Source organism: Rhodococcus sp. Q, from assembly GCF_005503035.1.
Classification (GTDB): domain Bacteria; phylum Actinomycetota; class Actinomycetes; order Mycobacteriales; family Mycobacteriaceae; genus Rhodococcus_G.
Genome location: NZ_SCOY01000007.1, coordinates 47399 through 64903, shown reverse-complemented (window position 1 = coordinate 64903; position 17505 = coordinate 47399). Strand labels below are relative to the sequence as shown.

The window sequence follows — 17505 nt, the reverse complement described above, 5'->3', positions numbered from 1 at the left end:
GCACCACCTCGGCGGCACGACCGCGGACCCATACCCGAATGAAGGTAACGAAGTGATCTCGACACGTCGATCGTGACCAAATATTTATCAAAAATTGATCTTGATGTGCCGATCACCAGAAACGCCATGCCCAGCACGTTCGCGTGGATTCGTACGGCGCACAGTGAGCTCGCTCACGTTTGCGCAGCTCAGAGGCTTTTCGGCCCGAACCTGACCACCCGAACCCGCCCGCATACGTACCCGAGTTGTCGAAACAGGCACCACACCACGTAGAAGTACGGGTCTGGCGAGCCGATGGCGTCCACGACACTGAACCCGAACCGCTCCGATCCACGACTTGGTGAGGCACAGATGACCGGAATCCTCGAAGAACTCTCGACAGAAGTCACCGACGAGTCGGCACCACTGCTCCTCAAGCGCTGCGCGGTGTGCGGACACCTGCGCGCCCCCGTGGTGTCCCACTGCTCGGCCTGCCGCAGTGACCTCTTCGACCAGGTGCCGGCATCCGGTTTCGGCGTGATCGTGTCGTCGAAGGCCGTGGTCCGAACCTCGAACGACGACGGCTGGCGAGAGATGCCCGACAACGTCGCGATCGTCGCGACCGACGAGGGCCCGTGGCTGTACTCCCACATCGACGGCGACCTCCCCGCGCACACCGATCGCCGGGTCCGGGTCGCCCATGTCGCCCGGTCGGGCAGCGGTCAACTGCCCGTGTTCACCATCCGCGACTGATCAGGAGGCGGCGCGGCCCCACTGGTCGAGTTGCTCGACCGCCGCGTCGACCAGCGCGACCGCCTCGACCGTGTTGACCCGGGAGAGGAGCATCGCGCCGATCGAGACCGCCGTCAGCATGCGTGCGCGACGCTCCACAACGGCGCGCGCACTCGACGGGTCGAGGGCGCGCAGCGCGTGCTCGAGTGCCGCGGCCAGTTCCGCCCGGTAAGCGTCGACAACTGAGCGCTGGATCTCGTCGTGTGCCGCGAATCCCGCCGCGCTGTTGAGCAGCAGGCATCCGTTGGCGCAGAGTTCGTCGGGAATGTTCGACAGTTCGGCGGCAAGACCGCGGTAGTACTGCGCCGCCGCGTCGGAGGCCGTCGGCTCGTCGACGAGGACACGCATCCTGGGGCGGACGATGCGCTGGAGGTAGTCCTGGACCGCAGCGTCGAACAGACCGCGCTTGCTTCCGAATGCGTTGTACAGGCTCGATCGGTTCAACCCTGTTGCCTGCTCGAGGTCGGGCACCGACGTTGCCTCGAACCCCTTGTCCCAGAATATGTTCCGCGCGGCCGACACGACGGATTCGGTGTCGAACTCCTGCACCCGCGGCATGTCAGACCTCACTCCCAGTTGTGAAACGATCAGTTCAGTATATATTGAAATGGTCAGTTCAGAATAAGAGGAGTGGCCATGGTGACCGCAGGTCTGATCTTCGCCGCACTGGCGGCGGCGCTGCACGTGTACATCTTCGTGCTCGAATCTCTGCGCTGGACCGCGCCGCGCACCCGCGCGACGTTCGGGACGACGCGGGAGGAAGCGGTCGCCACGAAGGAGCTCGCGTTCAACCAGGGCTTCTACAACCTCTTCCTGGCGATCGTCACCACGATCGGCGTCGTTGCCGTCGCGATCGACGAAGTCCCGGTCGGAGCCGCACTCACCTTCGCAGGCTCCGGGTCGATGCTCGCCGCCGCCCTCGTCCTGCTCATCTCGTCACCCGACAAAGCCCGCGCGGCGATAACCCAGGGCGTTCTGCCGCTCCTCGCCGTCGCACTTCTCGCACTCGGGCTGGCACTGTAAACACCGCACCACGAAGGAAGAACAGCTGTGCCCACCAGCACCCAGATCCAGTTGATCAGCCGCCCCGTCGGCTGGCCCACGCACGACGACTTCCGCACAGTTGTCGTCGAGCTCCCCGACCTCGCCCCCAACCAGGTGCGTGTCGCCAACGAGTTCCTGTCCGTCGACCCCTACATGCGCGGCCGCATGAACGAGGGCGAGTCCTACATTCCGGCGTTCGAGCTCGGCGCGACGATGACCGGCGGCGCAGTGGGACGCGTCGTCGAGTCCACGTCCCCCGCGCACCCCGTCGGCGCAGTCGTCGTGCACGACCTCGGGTGGCGTGACGTCGCGCAGGGTGACGCGGGCGCCTTCCGGCTCGTGGAAGAAATTCCGGGAGTTCCGAATTCGGCGTACCTGGGAATCCTCGGGCTGACCGGGCTCACCGCGTACGTCGGCCTGAAGCATGTCGCCCACCTGCAGCCCGGCGAAACCGTGTTCGTCTCCGGTGCGGCCGGTGCCGTCGGGTCCGCCGTCGGACAGATCGCCCGCCTCGAAGGCGCGTCCCGCGTCATCGGCTCCGCGGGGTCCCCGGACAAGGTCGCACTGCTCACCGACAGGTACGGGTACGACGCCGCGGTGGACTACAAGCAGGCGCCCATACGTGAGCAACTCCTGGACATCGCGGGCGACGGCGTCGACGTCTACTTCGACAACGTCGGTGGCGATCACCTCGAGGCCGCGATCGACGTGATGCGGACGGGCGGGCGGGCCGCCCTCTGCGGCGCCATCGCCGGCTACAACACGACGGACACCGTCCCCGGACCTGACAATCTGGTCAAGATCATCTCTCGCGGGCTGACCCTGCAGGGCTTCACGCTCGGGAACTACGCACACCACTTCCCGGAGTTCGCCGCGAAGATGGGTCCCTGGCTCGCATCGGGTGAGGTCGTCCACGACGAGACCGTCGTCGACGGCATCGACAACGCCGTCGACGCGTTCCTCCAGATGATGCGCGGCGGCAACGTCGGCAAGATGCTGGTCCGCATCTGACAAACGTCACTCGAGACAGTTCGGGCGCTCGGCCGGTTCACCCGGCCGAGCGCCCGAGAGTCTTTGTCAGGCGAGTGCCTTGGCCTTCAGCTGGTCGAACTCGGCCTGATCGATGGTGCCCGAGTCGAGCAGCGCCTTCGCCGACGCGATCGACTCGGCCGGGTTGCCCGAGCCCGCAACCTGCTTGATGTACGCGTCTGCGGCCTTCTGCGCGTCGGCGTGCGCTGCGAACGCCCGCTCGCTCATTCCGCGGCCACGGAAGATCAGGTACGCGAACGCCGTCAGGTACGGGAGCACGATGAGGAAGAAGATCCAGACCGCCTTCAGGACGCCACTGAGCTTGTGGTCCCGGAACAGGTCACCGATGATCTGGAACAGGATGATCAGGTACGCCACGAACGCGAACACCAACAGCGTGTACCAGAGGAAATCCCAGAACGAATCAAGCATGAGGGCAACCACTTTCCCGAGGAGGAATCGCCCCGAGGTCCGGGACCGGCACAGCTTCGCACATTGTGTTTGCCAATGTATTGCTATGAAGGCCGCCACGAGTGCGTGTCGTCACAACCGCGCGGGACGACTCCCCGACCGACACGGCGGTGAATAATCGGGCGCATGGTCGACAAGACAGGCCCCCGAACCGACTCCGGCCAGCCCCTCCCCGAACGGCAGCGCTTCCGCCGGCTCGCGCAGGCCGCACTCAACGCCGATCTCACGGTGAGCCAGGTCGACACCATCCTCACCGATCTTGACGGCGCACTCACCGGCATCGACGCCACCATGGGCGACATGAACGCGACCATCACGACCCTCGACGGGGCGTTGAACCGGTTCGTGGAGTCCCTCGACAACGTCGACGCCATCGCCGAACGCATGGTCGCCGTCGTCGCGCGCCTCGAAACGGTCGTCGACCGGGTGGAACGGCTCGTCGGCGTCGCCGAGATCGCGTTGAAGCCGATCGGGATGATCGAGAGCGCCGGACGCGGGGTCGCCGACTTCATCGGGCTGCGCAGGTAGTCCCCCGCACAGCAACGGTTTTCCGACTCGGTGGAACCGAGCACCTCCCGTCTGCGTCAAACCTCGATGAGCTCCGTTCCAAGCCGGGGCCGACGCATTCGCACAAAGCACCCACCGAGGTGTGACGCGGACCGGCAGAGGGGATGTGCGTGGGAGAACCGCTCGATGTCGACACCGACGCGTTGCGTTCGCTCGCTGCGTCGTTGACCAGCGAGGCCGATCGGATCTCGGGCGTCGACCCTTCCACTGCGATCAACGCCGTCACCGTTGCGATGCAAGGATCCTCGATCGCCGCATCGGCAGCCCGTGCCGGGCACCAGCTGCTCCTGTCCTACCGCGCCACCGCCGAGCGCGTGCGCGACATGGCGTCGACAGCGGAAAGCAATGCGCGCGAATACGATGCCGCCGACGAGGCTTTCCGCCGCAATCTCGACTCTCTTCCCGGGGACGTCTAGATGGTCGCGCTGTCACGACTCCGCACCTGGCAACCGGACCTCCTCGACGCCGCTGCCACCGCGATCATCGAATCGAACCGCACTTTCGGCGAGGCAGCGGACGCGGCCAGGGACCACGTCGCCAACACCGTGTGGCGCGGCACCGCGGGCAAGGCCGCGGGGGCGCGCTCCGAAACGGAACACGACCAGGCCCGCCGCATCCGCACAGCGGTGACCGCGCAGGCCGACGCGCTGACGAACGCCGCGGCCTCGATCGGTGCCGCCGGAAGCACGGCCATCGGCATAGCCGACGAGGCACTCACCTCCGGATTCGCTGTCGCCGACGACGGGCGGGTGACCGCGCCACCCTTGGTCACCGGCAATCCGGTCGCAGACCTACTCCTCCAAGCACAACTGGACGAACAGGCGTCCGGTTTCCAGGCGCGACTGATACCCGCCCTCGCCACGGTCGACGAACTCGACGCCCGAGCAGGCGCCGCCCTCGACGCCGCGACCGCCGAACTCGGCGACGCCCGCGACAGCAGGATGGCAGGCGTCGCCGCGGGCGACCTGCCCGAACCACCGGCCTCCGGTGCGTCCGCGAGGGAGAACAAGCAGTACTGGGACTCGCTCACCGAGGAGCAACGGCGTGGGATCGTCGACGAACATCCGGACTGGGTCGGCAACCGTGACGGCATTCCCTCGGCGGTGCGCCACGAGGCGAACGTCAGCCGATTCGACGACGAACGCGCCCGCCTCGAAGCCGAACGCGATCGCCACCGGGCCAACCTCGACGACAACGTCTTCGGAGGCACCTTCACCAACGAGGACGCCGCACTCTGGTACACCGAACAGAAACTCCGCGACCTCGACGAACTCGAGAACATCGTCGCCGACAACCCCGACGGTCGGCTGATGCTCCTCGACCTGCAGTCGGGCGAACGCGGCATGGCCGCCTTCGCCGTCGGCGATCCCGATACCGCCGACCACATCTCCGTCACCACCCCCGGACTGAACACCACCATCGACGGGTCCCTCGGCAGCATGGTCGACGAGACCACATCACTTCGATCCGAAGCGAAGCAGCAACTCATCCGCGCCGGGCGCGGCGACGAAACCGCTGCAAGCATCGCGTGGTTGGGATACGAACCACCGCAGGCGACCAGCGGCCCGTCGAACCCGGTCTCGGACGGCCTGCGCGGCTACGGCGACGTCGTCCAGACCGACCGGGCGAACGCGGGCGCCCCCAAGCTCGCATCCTTCTACGACGGCCTCGACGTCGCATCGACGCAACCCGACCCGCACATCACCGCCCTCGGGCACTCCTACGGATCCCTCACCACCGGCCTCGCCCTCCAAGACCCCGGACCCGGGCAGCCCGTCGACGACGCCGTGTTCTACGGATCACCCGGCATCAACGCCGACGACGAATCCGACCTCGGCCTCCCCGACGGCCACGGCTACGTGATGGAAGCCGACGGCGACATCCTGATCCCCGAGGCAGGCAAGGGACACCTGTTCGGACCGGACCCCAGCACCTCCGACTTCGAACAACTCGCCACCGACGCGGGCACCAGCCCGGACGGCGTCGCCCGCGACGGCGTCGGCTCCCACAGCGAATATCCCCAACTCGGCGACAACAAGGAGCTCCGAATGTCCGGATACAACATGGCCTCGATCGTGGCCGGACTCCCCGACCAGGTGGTGCACCGATGACCCGACGCACCCTGCCACTGCTCGCCGCTCTCGCCGCCACCCTGACACTTCTGACCACCGCATGCGGAGACCTCATGGGTAACCCCTACAACCACACCGACGACGAGATCGCCGCAGCCGCAGCGCAACTCCCCAGCCTGCCCACCCTCGAGGAAACCGAGGCCGAACTCACCGCCGTCGTCGTTCAGATCGCCGACGCCGCGACGGCGATCGCACCGGAACTGCGCTGGGAATGGCAGGACGAACGATCCCAGGGTGGATGTGGCGGCGCTTTTTCCAAGACCGACGGCCTCAAGATCTATCTGCAGAAACTCGTCACTCCCGTTCCGATCTCCGACGCGGCCTGGCCTCGTATCCTTCAGTCCGCCCGTGACATCGCCGCTCCCCTCGGGATCACCGATCTCACCGTCCGCGTCGACAAGCCCGGCGACCACGACGTGGTCCTCACCAGTGACAGCGGCGATCGCATCATGCTCGGCTCCAAGGTGAACGCTCTCATCAGCGCCCACACCGGCTGCCGTCTGCCCGCCTCCCGCACGGACCCGACGCCGTAGCGATTCGCCTGCCGCCCGACGACTCCGAAAGCCGCTCATGACGATTAACGCGCCGCTCGCCGATCTCGCCGCGAAAGCACGCCGCGTCCACGACGCGGTGACACTCGTCCGCGGACGCGCCCGGTCCGTCGACGGGCACGTCACCATCGAAGTCGACGCCGCCGGCCACATCACCGCGCTGACCATCACCGACTCCGCCCTCGTCGCGAAGGGGGCGAGCGCACTAGAGCGTGTCTCCTAAATAGGAGCGCCGCGATCAACGACACTGGGCGTCGTGTCACGTACCGAGTACCTGTCCGACGCCCAGTGGGCGTTGATCGAACCGATGCTGCCCTCGTCCGACGGACACAAGGGGCGTCCGTTCCGGAACAACCGCAAGGTCGTCGAAGGAATCGTGTACCGGTATCGAGCAGGTGTGCCGTGGCGTGACCTGCCTACCGAATTCGGTCCGTGGCAGACGATCTGGAAACGCCACCGCCGGTACGCCGGCGACGGCACCTGGGACGAAATCCTCGCGACACTGCTGGCACATGCCGACTCTGCCGGTGACATCAACTGGACCGTGTCCGTGGACTCGACGATCTGCCGCGCCCACCAGCACGGCACGAACCTGAGTCGGAACACAGGGGGATCTGTCGAATTACAAGAACCTGCTCACCGAACCCGATGACCACGCACTCGGCCGCTCCCGCGGCGGCCTGGGGACGAAGATTCACCAGCTGTCCGACGGGAACGGTCGACCACTGGTTGTGCTCGTAGGGCCAGGTCAGGCGGCCGACTCGCCCATGTTCACGTACCTGATAGACGCCTTGTCGGTCCCTCGGCTCGGCCCGGGTCGGCCACGAACACGTCCCGATGCGGTGCTCGGCGACAAGGCTTACTCGTCGAAATCCAACCGGGCACTGCTGCGATCACGCGGGATCGAGGCGGTGATCGCGGAACCGGACGACCAGAAACGCAATCGTCTCCGGAGAGGCAGTCGTGGTGGTCGTCCGGTCCGCTTCGATGCCGAGAAATACAAGGGCCGCAATGTCGTCGAGCGGTCTTTCGCTGCAGTCAAGCAGTGGCGAGGGTTGGCCACTCGTTACGACAAACTCGCTCTCACCTATCGGGCCGGGGTGCTCTTATCAGCGGTCTGCGCCTGGCTCAAGCGTCTCGCCGATTAGGAGACACGCTCTAGGCCCCGTTTCGCCAGGTTCGTCACCCTCCCCGTCATGACCCGCATGGTGGTCACTGCCAAGGCGTTGAACTTCGGCCTGAATCCCGGCCGCGCGATGAGTGCGAGAAGGGTTACCGTCTCGCCGGACCGACAACACCAGACCGATGTAGCCCGGCCACTCGCACTGTCCTCCGTGATCGATTACCCGCTGAGCATCACTGCGGACCTGTGTCGGGTTCATCTCCCCTACTGTGTGCTCCTGACCGCTCACCCGGGGCGACCGGTTGGCGGTCACCTGAATACCGAGAATGTAGCTGCCGTCCGTGACTTCTGATGCGACTCGTGGCGCCACTGCTGCCAGCGATCGAAAGCTACGAAGCCGCCGATCAAGGGCGGTCGACACCGGGTGGGAGCGCAGCAAACGTGAATGCGCCGGGCAGAATTGGTGCCATGGACGATGATCTGCTCGCCTCGCGGTTCGAGGAGTTCCTGGTGCATCGCAGCACCGCGAAGCCGTCTGCGCACACGGTGAAGGCGCTCCGGCAGGACTTCACCGCGATCGCGAAGGGTCTCGCTGACTTGAACGGTACGACCGTCGACCAGCTCGGGTGCGACGTCGTGACGAAGGACCAGATGCGGGCGGTGTTCGCGGACTTCGCGGGCACCCACTCCGCGGCGTCGATCCGGCGGTGCTGGTCGACATGGAACGGCCTGTGCGAGTACCTGTTCACCGCGGACAGCATCGTGGCCAACCCGATGTCTGCGGTGCTGCGGCCGAAGCAGCCCAAGACGATCCCCAAGTCGTTCGACAACGATGCGGTGAAAAGGCTCCTGGCCAGCCTGTCCGGTCCCGATGACGACCACGTTCGGGCTTGGCAGGAACGGGACTTCGCGATCGTGCTGACCGCGCTCCTCACCGGGTGTCGGCTCTCCGAGCTGGTGGTGATGAACATCGGCGACCTGCGTGACATCGACGCGAGTGGCCGGACGAAGGCGATCATGGTGCACGGCAAGGGGAACAAGGAACGCGTGCTCACCGCAGAGGCGGGACTGGTCGACGTGCTCACCAGCTACCTCGCGTCCCGGTTGGAGCGGTTCCCCGGCAGCGGCAAGGTCCGCTCCTCCCCCGCGGACTCGCCGTGGCGCCGGTTCCGCGGCACCGATCCCCTGTTCGTCGGCGCCGACGGTGACCGCATCACCGGGACGACGATCCAGTACCGCGTCGCGCGGGCCTATCGGCGGGCTGGGATCAATGGGCAGCGCGCGAAGGGTGCGCTCGTGCACCAGTTGCGGCACACGTTCGCGACGTTGCTCGCGGACGCGGATGTCAACGTGTACACGTTGATGCGGCTGCTCGGGCATGAGGCGATGACTACGACGCAGCGGTACACGGCGGGCGCTGGCGCGGACACCCGCGCGGCCTCCGCGACCAACCCCGCCTACACGTACATGCACCGGGCCCCAGAGGTCCTCGATGATGAGGCGGAGCGTGTCCCACCAGATCCATCCGTGCGGTCGGCTGCCGGCGGGTGAGTGGTTCTCGGCGCTGGATCAGGCGGGATTGATCTGGTTCCTCGCTGGATTCCGCTGCGCGCGATGACTGCCCGCCACTCGCCAGGGGTGTTACGGTCCGTACATCCACTCCCCCTGTACGCACATGATGGCCTTGCCGTCTGGGGTCCTCGACACGTTGTCACCGTCATTGCAGGGGTCGCCTACGTTGTTGACGCCGACGATCGGCGCGGTCTGCACCCACACGTTTCCACCGCCCGCGCCCATGAACACGCACACGATGTTGTCGCCGGTGTTGACGTCGACGCCGATCGAACTCGGTGACGAGCAGGGTTGCCCGACGGCGGTGACTCCGCCGGAGGCCGGGGCTGGTTGCTCGACCGGCGCTTCGGCAGTGTCCTCCACGACTGAGGTCGGTTCGGGTTCGACCGGGGTTGTGGGCGGGATGTAGGTGGGCGGAGGCGCATCGGCGACGTTCCATGTCGCGGTCACCGAGTTGTTCGGGGCGTACCGGACTCGGTTGATCACGGCGCCATCGGTGACCGGGAATACCACCCATCCGCGCACGCAATCGCCGACGTTCACCGGTTCGGATCCGATCGGGTACTCGGGAAGTGGGAACTGGTTGTAGGTGACGTCTGAGGTCGGGTATCGGCCGTCCGTGGTGTCGACGGCAGACCAGGGCGACCAGTTGACGGTCACCTGTTTTGGCGCCGTATCCACGCACGTGCGGACCTCGGCAGCGGTCCAGTGCCCGCCGCCGGGCGGGGCCGGTGCGTCGGGCGCTGCTGCCGGATCGAAGCTGAGGACAGCGACTCGCAACGCGAACCCGTCGGTGTTGATCGGCGCCTCCGCTCCGAGTGGCAGTAGCTCCGGGCGCGCTGTCGTGGTGGACGCCGTCGCGGTGCTCGTCGGGGTTTCCGTCTGTTCGGCGGTGGTGGAGTCGTTGCTGTTCCCGCAGGCGGCAATGCTCACGGTGAGCGCAGCTGCCGCCGCGGCAGCCCCGACCCGGCCAGCTACTGTCCAGTTCATTCTGGGATCGTCGCACGTCTGAGCCCTCGGTGCTCTGCCGATCGCTGCGAGTCGGTGCTGTCCCGACGCCTCGTTCACCCTGTTCCGGGGGTCGCCGCGGGCAGTCGGAGGGCCGACGGAGGCGGTCACCTAACCCGGGGTCAGGACCTTGCCTTGGGCCGGAGTGGCACCCGTCTTGGCACGGGGCGATGGACTCGATGACCGCGCGGCTGTCGTCGCCGACACCGACGATGGTGACCTCCGGATGCCTTTCGGCACGAGGACCCACCGTCATGCGCCTGGTCTGGGTGAGCGGATGCACTCGGCGTCCAGCGCGGCGCTGAGCAGCGCCGCGCACATGACCTCGAGCTCGTCGTGGTCGGCGCGCTCCTGGACGGCTGTCGCGAGATCCTCGGCGGCGCAGCGGACCGCGAAGAGACGGTCGGCCTGATTCTGTCTGTCCTCGATGGACAGGACGATGGCGTCGGCGGGGATCGCGGACTGGTTGCGCAGCGCGTTCCGCTGCTCGTAGGCGCGTTGGCGGCACGAGGGTTTGCAGTAGCGGCGTCGCCGTCCCGTCCCCTCGTGGGTGATGTCGCGGCCGCACCAGGCGCAGGGGGTCGGCTTCCGGATCGTCATGCGTCGCACCGTAGTAGGGGGCGTTCGGTGGACCCGGCCCCGCACTCCCCAACCTCGGGCCGGCTTCGCAGCGGGCACCGACCCAGAACAGCGGTGAATAGTATCGCGCGACTTGACAATTGCACGCTCCGGCCCAGGTCGGAGCGACCGCGGTCGCACGCGATCAATCACGCCCACGCGACCGCTCGACGAGAGACTGGAGATCTGCCATGGATGTACGCAGCTGGGATGTCCGCACACCGAACGGTCAGCTGGTTGTGACGGTCGCGGACCTCGCGGCCACCCGCGCGGTGACCTCCGCCGAGGCCCGCGACTGGATCCTCGAGAACGTCGACAGGCGCCGGCTGCCGGCCGAGCTCGTCGCCGACGCCCACCGCGCGCACTGACCGCCGGTGTGCAGGTCGAAGGCGGAAGGCGGGCAACGATGCTTCGGGTCCGCCGCCGACGCCTACCAGCAGACACTGGACCGGTACGAGGCTGCGGCCCGCGGGGACCTCGCCGATCTCGCCCATGCTGCGAGCAAGCTCGCCGACGCCGAGGTGACGTTCGCCTCGACCGCCCGCGGCGCCGAGAACCTCGCGGCATTGGCCGCGGCGAGCGACGCCCGGGGTGACCACCGGGCCGCCGACCGGTACCACCGGGCCCTGACCCGGGGTCTGGCCCGGCGCGCGGCGAACGACGCCGCGTACCGGCGTGCGATCGGTGCGCCGCCAACGGATCCGGCTCAGTGGGCCGCGGCGCGGGGTGACCGCTGCCGCGTGTGTGGGCAATTCACTGCGGCCACACACCGATGCCCGACGCTGTTGACCACGCCGGCCCCGGCGCCGTCGACTCCCGACATCGCTGCCGCGCACCACTCTGGCGTCATGGCGGGAAAGTTCCTCGACATCGAGTTGACCGGTGGCGCGGCGGCCGCGTTCGAGGACCGCTACGGGTCGCACGCCGACCCGGACGTCGCACTGGCTGACGCCGTGAATGATCTGATCGCTCCGTTCCACGTTGAGGTCCTCAGCGGCGGACTGGAGCCGTGGGCGCAGGCCGCGAAGGTGAGCGTGGTCGACCAGCTGCTCGAGCACACGCGGGATGTACCCGATGCTGACCTGCTGATGCCGGCGTTGTGCGCAGTACTGGATGACCCGCGGGCGGTGTTCTACGAGACCAAGCGGGGGCAGCTGGCGGTGTGCGATCCGGCTGACCCGGCGTGGCCGCACCCGGTCAACGCGGAGATCGACGCGGACGACGAGCCGCTGACGCGGGGGCAGGCCCGGGAGGTGGCGCGCCGGGAGGCGTTGTCGGCGACCGTCGCTGAGTGGGCGTACGGGTTCAGCGCCGACCCGCAGTCGTCGGCCTGGCATTTTCAGACGGCGGCGCAGGAGCTGATCGGCAATCCCACCCACACCACGCTGAGCGAGGTGAAGGAGCCGCTGCATCGACTGCGGCTGGCGCGGGCTCGGGCCGTCACCAACGCCCAGTACGCGCTCACGCAGAAGTTCTTCGCGGACGCCGGCATCACCGAGGTGTCGGTGCATCGGGGCATGGGGTGGGGTGAGGACGTCGTCGATGGCGGGGACTCGTCGCGGACTCCCCCGAGCTGGTACGACCCGACCAGTTCGGATCCGGACGATCCGGCGGCGACGTACCGGCGGGAGATCCCGATGAATCCGGTGTCGTCGTTCACCTTGGATTATCGGGTCGCGGAGCTGTTTTCGCGGTCCGGTGGGGAGGCTGAGGTGTCGGCGGTGATCTCGGGGACCGTCCCGGTCAGCCGCATCCTGTCAACACCTCGGACCGGGATCGGATGTTTGGCTGAGTCGGAGGTCGTTGTCCTCGCGGGCCCCGGCCAGTGGCAGATCACGAACCAGCCCGGCGCCTACGACGAGTGAGGTTGCCCCGCCGGTGCCGCGGAGATCGCGAACGCGATCAGGTCGTGACTGGCATCGGCGCAGTCATCTCAGGCGCGGTGCCGCAGGACGGCCGGGCGGCCCTCGTCGTCCCACTGGGTGAAGCGGGCGTCGACCAGCGGGCCGACGAGGTCGTACGTCTCCCACGTGTCGGGGACGCGGTAGACGTCTTCGGGTTCGCCGTCGCCGGGGCTCACCGCGTCGATGTAGTCCTCGAAGTACAGCCCACCGTCGTCCTCGGTCGACTGGTCGCCACCCGCGTAGTACGCGGTCGCGAACGCGGCAGCGACTTCGTCGAGGTCCTCGTCGACGAGTTTCCCGTCGCACACGGCGAGCACGAAGGCGGCGGGCGTCGTCGTGCGCTCGCGCAGCGCGGCGAGCTCGTGCGCCGCGTCCTCGGCGAGCTCTTGCGAGACGTGCCCACCGAGCACCGCCCACGCGAGAAACACGCCGATGTGGGTCGCGGCCGCCGCCGGGCCGGCGTCGGGCGGGTAGCCCTCGCCCTCGGAGTGCCAGGACGCATCGTCGTACTTCGTCGTCACGGCCGCGACGCTACCCCTCCCATCGACCGACCTGCTCCGAGTCGAGCACGAGCCGGCCGTCTCATCGCGCGGAAGTTCAGCGAAGCCAGCCGACGGCGCAGACGGATACTGTCGGCTATGCAGTTGCGCTGGCCGCGATCGGACTCGCCGTACCTGATGGGGACGATCCTCGGGTCAGGGCCTGACAGGTGCGGAACTGCTGGGCGGCAACAGGTCAGGATCCAGTCCCCTGCGTCGGCTCTCCTCGTGGGATGGTCGCATGTCGATGTCACCCGGCAGTGGGCATGCTCGCATCCGGGTTGCCGCGCTGATGTCCACGCCGCCATAGGTTTTCGCCATGAAACAGACTCCGATGCGTACCGGCCGAGAGTGGGCGGCGATCGTCACCCGCGAAGTCCCCCACCGCCAGTTGGCGATGCTGCTGCGCACCTCCGACCCGGACGTGCGCACTGCGGTCCTCGCCGAGTTCCGGCGCTGCGAACCGGGCCGGGTGCGTGGAGTTTCGGCCGGACCGGTGCCCGAAGTGCCGGGGCCGACGGATCGACATGCGTCGCGGCGCCGCGTGCCTCGGGTGCGGGGGAACCGGCGCGGCTCGCTGGCAGCGGCTTGCGGCGGGCCACGTGAGCGCGCCGACCTTGGAGGCCGGGGCCGGGGATCATCCGGGGCGGGTCGGGCGCTGAGACGTCGCCGCGGATCGTGGCCGCCAGATCAGGCGGTCGCGCCCCGGCCGGGCCGCTCGGACAGCTCCTGTCGTGCTGGTGGTGCGTACGACGAGAACGCCGCCGCACTACTGCAGGGAGTAACGGGCGAGTCCCCGCCGCCGGTATAGGCGGTATGAAGCGATGGCAGCTGGCAATCACGGTGGCAGCGGCATTGACGCTGTTCGGGTGCAGTTCTGATCCAAACGCATCTACTGAGCAAACATCTTCGGTGCAGCTCTCCAGTGTCTCAACGACGATGGAGACCACACCCACGGCAGCTCAGGACACCCCCGCTCCGGCGACGACGGTTCAGGATCCAATCGCGACGGAAGCGGTCGTCGCCCAGGAAGCGGTCATCGTCGACTGCCAACCCGGGATGGGGCCCGTCACCACCTACTGGTCAGACGGCACAGTCACCGGCTACTCCGACTACTGCCAGTCCGTCCAAGATCAGGCGGTCGCGGCCGAGGCAGCAGCGAACACCCCTGTCTGCGACGGAAACGTCTGCACGTATCCCAACGGAGTGCAGATGGCCGACCCCAGCACCCACGAGGTCGTCGTTCCATACACCTGCGGCTACGACGTGCTGTGCGACGAGAACGGCAACGTCATACCAGGACCAGAATCCGGTGTGATGCTCGGAAACGGCTGGATGTGCGCAGGAAACGGCTGCACCCGCCCCTAAGACGGGCCGTGCGTCCCGGACAGCCACTCCCCCAGCGCATCGCTCTGCGGTCCCCGGTGTGAGGACACCAGGATCGATCGGGTGTCGGCCCACCACCGCCCGACTGGCCGATGGTGGGCCGGTGCGCTACCGCCCGACGCGGGCAGCGACCTCCGCGTGCACCGCCGACCGCACCTCAGCCTCGAGGTCGCTGAGCACCGATTCGATGACGTCGGCGATCACCGATTCCCGGGCGCCGATCTCCAACTCGACGAGTCCCCGCACCTGGGCGGGGTGAGTGGCGATCCACCGCACCAACTCGGTGTCCAGTCCCGAGTCATCGGTGAGGCTGCCGAGAACCCGATCGCTCAGCCACGGCTCCACCGACGCCGTGGACTCCACCCCGAGGCCGGGCAGATACGACAACGCGCATACGGCACCGAACCCGTCGAAGGGCTCGTCTCCCCAGGACATGCCGCCGTAGAGCGCGACCTGGATTCCGCCGATGCAGAGATCGGCGCGCGCATTGCAGTGGCCGACCGCGTACGTCTCGGCGGTCTCGTACAGGTGACTGCGCGCCGCGGCGACGGCCTCCTCGCTGCCAGCGATTTGGGTGATGGCGGCGGGAACCCCGTCGTGGAACTCGTCGTCGTCGACCCCGAAGTCGTCGACACCGAAGTAGTGGTCGAGCGTGATCGCCTCGGCGATCTGCTGGGGGGTCGCCGCGTCGATGATTGCCTTGTAGGCGTCGAGCATTCCGATGACGACATCGGTAGCGGTCGGTGCCGGTGCGGGGACCTTGTGGATGGCGGTGATCAGGTCGGCTCCCATGTCGGGTTCCTTTCGTCGTGGTGAGCGATGACCCCATGACGGTCTTATACGACGAGAATGGCTGCGGCATAGTCGAACACCGACGTCGGCCGGGCGGACAGTCGGAGGCGAGCCCGCGCGGTGAGGAACAGGCGGCGGATAGGTGCCGGTGGGTCGAGCGGGACGTTCGCGGGTCGACGACTCCCGGGTCGGCGCGCACGGATTCCGGGTGCTCCGGCCGTCGGACGGTTCAGCGCGCACCGCGAAACCCACCCCCAGCCGGTGGAGCTGGGGGTGGGTTCAGGTCAGTTGTTCGCCGCGACGCCGGGTTCGAGGACGGTGACGCTGGCCTTCGCCGACACGAGGTCGATGCTCACCTTCTCCACATTGGAGCGCGGGACGGTCCAGTAGTTGTCGTCGTTGCCGCCCAGTTCGGCGATCTTCAACTTCGGTCCGTTGGATAGCACCACGAACAACGTGCTGGGGTCGATGTTCCTCGATACCTTGACCCGTACCAGGGCACCGATACACAATGCCGCGACCGGCGCGATCGGCCTGTCCAGCAGGTGCTGCGGCGCGGGCAGCAATGCACCGGGCTGCGCGTTCACTCCCGGACCAACGCCGTCGACGGGCTTGAGCAGGTAGTTGACCCGGTTCTTCTTCACCACCTCGAAGATCCGGTCCCGGCGATCCTTGCTCGCGAACATCGGGTTGATGATGACCTTGTCGCCTGCCTTGAACTCGTTCTGCGGCATGCCTTGTCCTCGCTTCTGCTGATCCGGTCTGCTTGCTGGATCCAGCTTCGTGAGGGCCTCTCGACGGTGCGGCACCTGTGTTGCGGACCATCGCCCGGGGTGTCAGGCGCTCGAGGGCGTCACGCTCCGCGGCTACCGGTGGAGGGCGCTGCGGACGGTGCGGATCGCGGCCCGGATCCGACCCGGCCGGACCGGCGCGACGGGCACCGGCGCCGGTTGTGGTGCGGGGTCGGTGGAGGTGGCGGCGGGGATCTGTTTGCGCAGGGCAAGCTGTCGGGCAGCACGGTCCTCGCCGAGCAGTGAGCGAAGCTCCGATCGCAGCTGGTCGACCGGCTTCCGCGCGCCGAGCAGCTCGAAGAACGTGTCGGTGGACAGGATGCGCAACACGCCATGGCGGGTCCAGTAGACCCCGACCCGACGAATCTCGTGGACGTCGTCGAAGTCGAGGAGCACGTATCCGGCGAGCTGGTAGACGTCGCGGCGGGCGATCGTCGTTGCTTCGTGGGTCGACTTGAAGTCGAGGAGCAGGTCATCGACGAGGAGATCCGCGTCGGCGCCCCCGATGAGATCGGAGCCGGCGAACGTCGGGCCCGGCAGCGCCTGCATGAACTGTGACCGCACGGGCGCGAGTCCTGTGCCGGACAGGTGGACCTGGTCACGGATTTGGTCGACGACGAACCATGAGATCTGCTCGACGGCGCGGTCGAGCGTGACGATCCGCCGTTCGTCGTCGAGGAGCACCGTCTTCTCGATGAGGAGTGGGTTGCGATACAGCTGGTCGAGTTGGGCGGCGACGGCGCAGAGTCGGATGAGCTCCACCTCAGCGGATTCGGAGTGGATGGCGTCGGCCGCGGCGCCGGGGGGTGGGCCTTGGGCGAGGAGTTTGGTGATCGCGGCGGCGAGGTCCGAAAGGAGCGTCTCGCATCCGCCGGGTCGCGCCATTCGCGCGAGGCCCCGGTAGCCGCGCTGCGCGCATTCCGGTACTGGAGCGGTGTGCGAGAACGCGAGACGCAGCCGAAAGTCGATGCTGGTTCCGATGAGCGGCCAGTCCGGTCGCTTCCCGTCATGGCTCGCGGCAGCGGCGATTTTCCTGCGGTGTATGCCGTCCTTGAGTGCGGTCACCGCCGCGCTGTTCGGGAGCTCCACGGCCGCGAACCGCATGAACGGTGAGGTCGGGGACTTGATCTGGCTGGTGAGCGACATCGGCGAAGAGTATGCCGATTGTCGTGGCACCGCGCGCGCACGGCCACGACCACCGCAGCAC

Annotated in this window: 21 protein-coding genes; 13 read left to right on the top strand and 8 right to left on the bottom strand. The window is 67.6% G+C overall.

Annotated elements, in window-relative coordinates; genetic code table 11:
* The first annotated feature begins 351 nt into the window (after positions 1-351).
* Positions 352-732, top strand: coding sequence for a Zn-ribbon domain-containing OB-fold protein (locus FFS72_RS09980; RefSeq protein ID WP_137873795.1), 381 nt, complete (start codon positions 352-354; stop codon positions 730-732).
* Here the strand turns inward: FFS72_RS09980 and FFS72_RS09975 are convergent, their stop codons facing one another.
* Entirely contained in the window at positions 733-1329 is a 597-nt protein-coding gene (locus FFS72_RS09975; RefSeq protein ID WP_137873794.1) for a TetR/AcrR family transcriptional regulator, read from the bottom strand.
* A gap of 78 nt (positions 1330-1407) precedes the next feature.
* Between FFS72_RS09975 and FFS72_RS09970 the strand changes: the two genes are divergently transcribed.
* Together FFS72_RS09970 and FFS72_RS09965 are read left to right on the top strand one after the other, a co-directional pair.
* The gene (locus FFS72_RS09970; protein WP_137873793.1) at positions 1408-1794 is read left to right on the top strand and encodes a DUF1304 domain-containing protein; all 387 of its coding nucleotides are present in this window, start codon (positions 1408-1410) and stop codon (positions 1792-1794) included.
* A gap of 27 nt (positions 1795-1821) precedes the next feature.
* Complete coding sequence (locus FFS72_RS09965; protein WP_137873792.1) at positions 1822-2826, top strand: NADP-dependent oxidoreductase; 1005 nt, start codon at positions 1822-1824, stop codon at positions 2824-2826.
* A 66-nt stretch (positions 2827-2892) separates the two neighbouring features.
* Here the strand turns inward: FFS72_RS09965 and FFS72_RS09960 are convergent, their stop codons facing one another.
* Positions 2893-3276, bottom strand: coding sequence for an SHOCT domain-containing protein (locus tag FFS72_RS09960; protein ID WP_137873791.1), 384 nt, complete (start codon positions 3274-3276; stop codon positions 2893-2895).
* 165 nt (positions 3277-3441) lie between these two features.
* Here FFS72_RS09960 and FFS72_RS09955 point away from each other — a divergent pair, with 165 nt between their 5' ends.
* From FFS72_RS09955 to FFS72_RS09925, 7 genes are all read left to right on the top strand, one after another.
* Positions 3442-3843: a hypothetical protein gene (locus tag FFS72_RS09955; RefSeq protein ID WP_137873790.1), complete on the top strand. Its 402-nt coding sequence runs from the start codon at positions 3442-3444 to the stop codon at positions 3841-3843.
* 149 nt (positions 3844-3992) lie between these two features.
* Complete coding sequence (locus FFS72_RS09950) at positions 3993-4298, top strand: type VII secretion target (RefSeq protein WP_171018622.1); 306 nt, start codon at positions 3993-3995, stop codon at positions 4296-4298.
* On the top strand, positions 4299-5993 hold the full coding sequence (locus FFS72_RS09945) for an alpha/beta hydrolase (RefSeq protein WP_137873788.1): 1695 nt from the start codon (positions 4299-4301) through the stop codon (positions 5991-5993).
* Complete coding sequence (locus tag FFS72_RS09940) at positions 5990-6547, top strand: LppA family lipoprotein (RefSeq protein WP_137873787.1); 558 nt, start codon at positions 5990-5992, stop codon at positions 6545-6547. Before FFS72_RS09945 ends, FFS72_RS09940 begins: the two co-directional genes overlap by 4 nt.
* 37 nt (positions 6548-6584) lie before the next feature.
* Entirely contained in the window at positions 6585-6788 is a 204-nt protein-coding gene (locus tag FFS72_RS09935) for a hypothetical protein (protein ID WP_137873786.1), read from the top strand.
* Positions 6789-6821: 33 nt separating this feature from the next.
* Positions 6822-7713 (top strand): IS5 family transposase gene (locus FFS72_RS09930; protein WP_212744340.1). Its coding sequence is split into 2 segments (ribosomal slippage): positions 6822-7211 and positions 7213-7713, totalling 891 coding nucleotides; the frame shifts between segments, so codons are not numbered across the junction.
* Positions 7714-8156: 443 nt separating this feature from the next.
* Entirely contained in the window at positions 8157-9239 is a 1083-nt protein-coding gene (locus FFS72_RS09925; protein WP_137873785.1) for a tyrosine-type recombinase/integrase, read from the top strand.
* A 90-nt stretch (positions 9240-9329) separates the two neighbouring features.
* On the opposite strand, the gene FFS72_RS26775 is transcribed toward FFS72_RS09925, so the two are convergent.
* Both FFS72_RS26775 and FFS72_RS09915 read right to left on the bottom strand, forming a co-directional pair.
* Positions 9330-10250, bottom strand: coding sequence for a hypothetical protein (locus FFS72_RS26775; RefSeq protein WP_249353224.1), 921 nt, complete (start codon positions 10248-10250; stop codon positions 9330-9332).
* A 270-nt stretch (positions 10251-10520) separates the two neighbouring features.
* The gene (locus FFS72_RS09915; RefSeq protein WP_137873784.1) at positions 10521-10868 is read right to left on the bottom strand and encodes a hypothetical protein; all 348 of its coding nucleotides are present in this window, start codon (positions 10866-10868) and stop codon (positions 10521-10523) included.
* A 209-nt stretch (positions 10869-11077) separates the two neighbouring features.
* On the opposite strand from FFS72_RS09915, the gene FFS72_RS26405 reads away from it, so the two are divergent.
* The gene (locus FFS72_RS26405; RefSeq protein WP_171018621.1) at positions 11078-11254 is read left to right on the top strand and encodes a hypothetical protein; all 177 of its coding nucleotides are present in this window, start codon (positions 11078-11080) and stop codon (positions 11252-11254) included.
* Positions 11255-11260: 6 nt separating this feature from the next.
* Positions 11261-12751, top strand: coding sequence for a hypothetical protein (locus FFS72_RS09910; protein WP_137873783.1), 1491 nt, complete (start codon positions 11261-11263; stop codon positions 12749-12751).
* A 68-nt stretch (positions 12752-12819) separates the two neighbouring features.
* Here the strand turns inward: FFS72_RS09910 and FFS72_RS09905 are convergent, their stop codons facing one another.
* Positions 12820-13311, bottom strand: a complete 492-nt coding sequence (locus FFS72_RS09905) for a DUF7832 domain-containing protein (protein WP_137873782.1) — start codon at positions 13309-13311, stop codon at positions 12820-12822.
* 957 nt (positions 13312-14268) lie between these two features.
* Between FFS72_RS09905 and FFS72_RS09900 the strand changes: the two genes are divergently transcribed.
* The gene (locus FFS72_RS09900) at positions 14269-14697 is read left to right on the top strand and encodes a hypothetical protein (protein WP_137873781.1); all 429 of its coding nucleotides are present in this window, start codon (positions 14269-14271) and stop codon (positions 14695-14697) included.
* Between the two features lie 126 nt (positions 14698-14823).
* On the opposite strand, the gene FFS72_RS09895 is transcribed toward FFS72_RS09900, so the two are convergent.
* The 3 genes from FFS72_RS09895 to FFS72_RS09885 form a co-directional block, all read right to left on the bottom strand.
* Positions 14824-15507 (bottom strand): hypothetical protein, encoded by a 684-nt coding sequence (locus FFS72_RS09895; protein WP_137873780.1) that lies wholly within the window; start codon positions 15505-15507, stop codon positions 14824-14826.
* 284 nt (positions 15508-15791) lie between these two features.
* Entirely contained in the window at positions 15792-16241 is a 450-nt protein-coding gene (locus tag FFS72_RS09890; protein ID WP_137873779.1) for a hypothetical protein, read from the bottom strand.
* 132 nt (positions 16242-16373) lie between these two features.
* Positions 16374-17444: a hypothetical protein gene (locus FFS72_RS09885; RefSeq protein WP_137873778.1), complete on the bottom strand. Its 1071-nt coding sequence runs from the start codon at positions 17442-17444 to the stop codon at positions 16374-16376.
* Between the last annotated feature and the right edge of the window lie 61 nt (positions 17445-17505).